We start from the raw sequence: 2,361 nt of genomic DNA, 5'->3' as shown, positions 1-2,361 counted from the left end.
CCCGTGCCCGCCTCTGCTCCGTACCCGCGTCCCGGACCCGAAAATCGTAGGGGCGGACCTGCGTGTCTGCCCTCCTCTGCCCTGCCTCCATCCCCGCAGTTGGTCCAGGTCTTTGTAGGGGCTGCCCCACGTGGCTGCCCGTGCCCTCCCCCGCCCCACCGCCCGCGCCGGACACCGAACGCAACGAGGCGCGGAGATCTCTCCCCGCGCCTCCGCGCCTCCGCGTGAGCCCCGCTGTTACAGAATGTACTTGCGCAGATCCTCGTCCTCTACGATCGCCTTCAAACGCCCACGCACGGTGTCGCCGTCGATGTGGATCGTCTTCTGATCGCGCTCGGGGAGCTCGAAGAGGATGTCCTCCAAGAGCGTCGTGAGCACGGTGTGGAGGCGGCGCGCGCCGATGTTCTCCATGCGGTCGTTCACCTGCGCGGCGATGCGGGCGATCTCGCGCACGCCCTCGTCGCTGAACTCGAGGGTCGCGCCGTCCGCGGCCACCAGGGCGCGGTACTGGGTGAGGAGCGCGTTCTTGGGCTCCTGGAGGATGCGGATGAAGTCCTCCTCCGTCAGCGCCTTCAGCTCCACGCGGATCGGGAAGCGGCCCTGGAGCTCGGGGATCAGGTCCGACGGCTTGGAAACGTGGAAGGCGCCCGCCGCGATGAAGAGGATGTGGTCCGTCCTCACCATCCCGTACTTGGTCTGCACGGTGGAGCCCTCGACCACCGGGAGGAGGTCGCGCTGCACGCCCTCGCGCGAGACGTCCGGGCCCGGCGCGCCGCCGCGGTCGGTCGCGATCTTGTCGATCTCGTCCAGGAAGATGATCCCCATCTCCTCGACGCGGTCGAGGGCCTCGTTGATCACCTCGTCCATGTTGACCAGCTTGTCCAGCTCGTCCTGCAGGAGGATGCGGCGCGCCTCGGCCACGGTCACGCTGCGGCGCTTCGTCTTCTTGGGGAGGACGTCCTGCAGCATGTCCATCAGGTTGTTGTCCATCCCGCCGTCCATGCCGCCCATGGGGACGAGCATGTTCTCCAGGGGGAGGCTCTGCGTCACCTCCACCTCCACCTGGCGGTCCTCCAGCTTCCCGTCCTTGAGGAGCTGGCGGAACTTGTCGCGGGTGCGCTCGCGGCGCTCCTTCACGCGGTCTTCCTCGGCCGCGACGCCACCGGGGCCGGCCACGAACACGCGCGCCTTTTCGGCCTCCGTCGGCTCGGGTGGGGGCGCGCCGCCCTCCGGAAGGGGCGGGATGAGGAGGTCGAGGAGGCGGTCTTCGACGCGGCTCTCGGCCAGCTCCTGGACGTCGTCCTCGCGGTCGGTGCGCACCATGTTGATGGCGACGTCCACCAGGTCGCGGACCATCGACTCCACGTCGCGCCCCACGTAGCCGACCTCGGTGAACTTGCTCGCCTCCACCTTGATGAAGGGCGCGCCCGCGAGCCGAGCCAGCCGCCGCGCGATCTCCGTCTTCCCCACGCCGGTGGGGCCGATCATGATGATGTTGTTGGGGACGATCTCCTCGCGGAGCTCCTCGTCCACGCGCTGGCGGCGCCAGCGGTTGCGCAGGGCGATGGCGACGGCCTTCTTCGCCTCGCCCTGGCCCACGATGTACTTGTCCAGCTCGGCCACGATGCCGCGCGGGGTCAGCTCGTCCAGCCAGGGCTGGGGCTCGGCCGCGTCTTCGCGCGGTGCCTCGGTCTCTTGCGTCGCCACGTCAGTCCAGCTCCAGAACCGTGATGTTGCGGTTCGTGTAGATGCAGATGTCTCCCGCGATCTCCAGCGCGCGCCGCACGATCTCGGCCGCGGGGAGGTCGGAGTGGTCCTTGAGCGCGCGGGCCGCGGCCAGCGCGTACGACCCGCCCGAGCCGATGGCGACCACGTCGTCGTCGGGCTCGATCACGTCGCCGTTGCCGCTGAGCATGTACAGGTGCTCGCGGTCGGCGACGGCCAGCAGCGCCTCCAGGCGGCGCAGGTAGCGGTCGGAGCGCCAGTCCTTGGCCAGCTCCACCGCCGCGCGGCTGAGGTTGCCGGGGTAGCGCTCCAGCTTCTCCTCGAACTTCTCGAAGAGGGTGAACGCGTCGGCCACGGAGCCCGCGAAGCCCGCCAGGATCTTGCCGTCGCGCAGCTTCCTCACCTTCACGGCGGCTGACTTGGCGACCACGTCGCCGGTCGTCACCTGCCCGTCTCCCCCCAGCGCGACCTTGCCGTCGCGTCTTACCGCGAGGATGGTGGTGGCGTGGAACGTTGGCATCGTCATGTATCTTCGACCGTCTCTCTAGTTTTCGATGGCTCGCCAGGAGCGCATGTATTCGCCGCTGGAACAACACAAAGTCCGCCTTCGCGGACTCGTTCCGCAAGGGCGGCACC

General features: G+C 69.0%; 2 protein-coding genes. Both read right to left on the bottom strand.

Annotated features, from left to right (window positions below; genetic code table 11):
- Positions 1–237 precede the first annotated feature (237 nt).
- On the bottom strand, positions 238–1,707 hold the full coding sequence (gene hslU, locus VF647_23270) for an ATP-dependent protease ATPase subunit HslU (GenBank protein ID HEX8455018.1): 1,470 nt from the start codon (positions 1,705–1,707) through the stop codon (positions 238–240).
- A 1-nt stretch (position 1,708) separates the two neighbouring features.
- A complete protein-coding gene (hslV, locus tag VF647_23265) occupies positions 1,709–2,245 on the bottom strand; it encodes an ATP-dependent protease subunit HslV (GenBank protein ID HEX8455017.1) in 537 nt (178 codons plus the stop codon).
- Positions 2,246–2,361 lie beyond the last annotated feature (116 nt).

Source organism: Longimicrobium sp., from assembly GCA_036387335.1.
Lineage (GTDB): Bacteria > Gemmatimonadota > Gemmatimonadetes > Longimicrobiales > Longimicrobiaceae > Longimicrobium.
Note: the sequence above shows the minus strand (reverse complement) of the source record. Positions and strands in the feature narration are given on the sequence as shown.

Excerpts from the sequence above, each read along its gene's own strand:
- hslV (HEX8455017.1), bottom strand. The coding sequence starts at position 2,245 with ATGCCAACGTTCCACGCCACCACCATCCTCGCGGTAAGACGCGACGGC.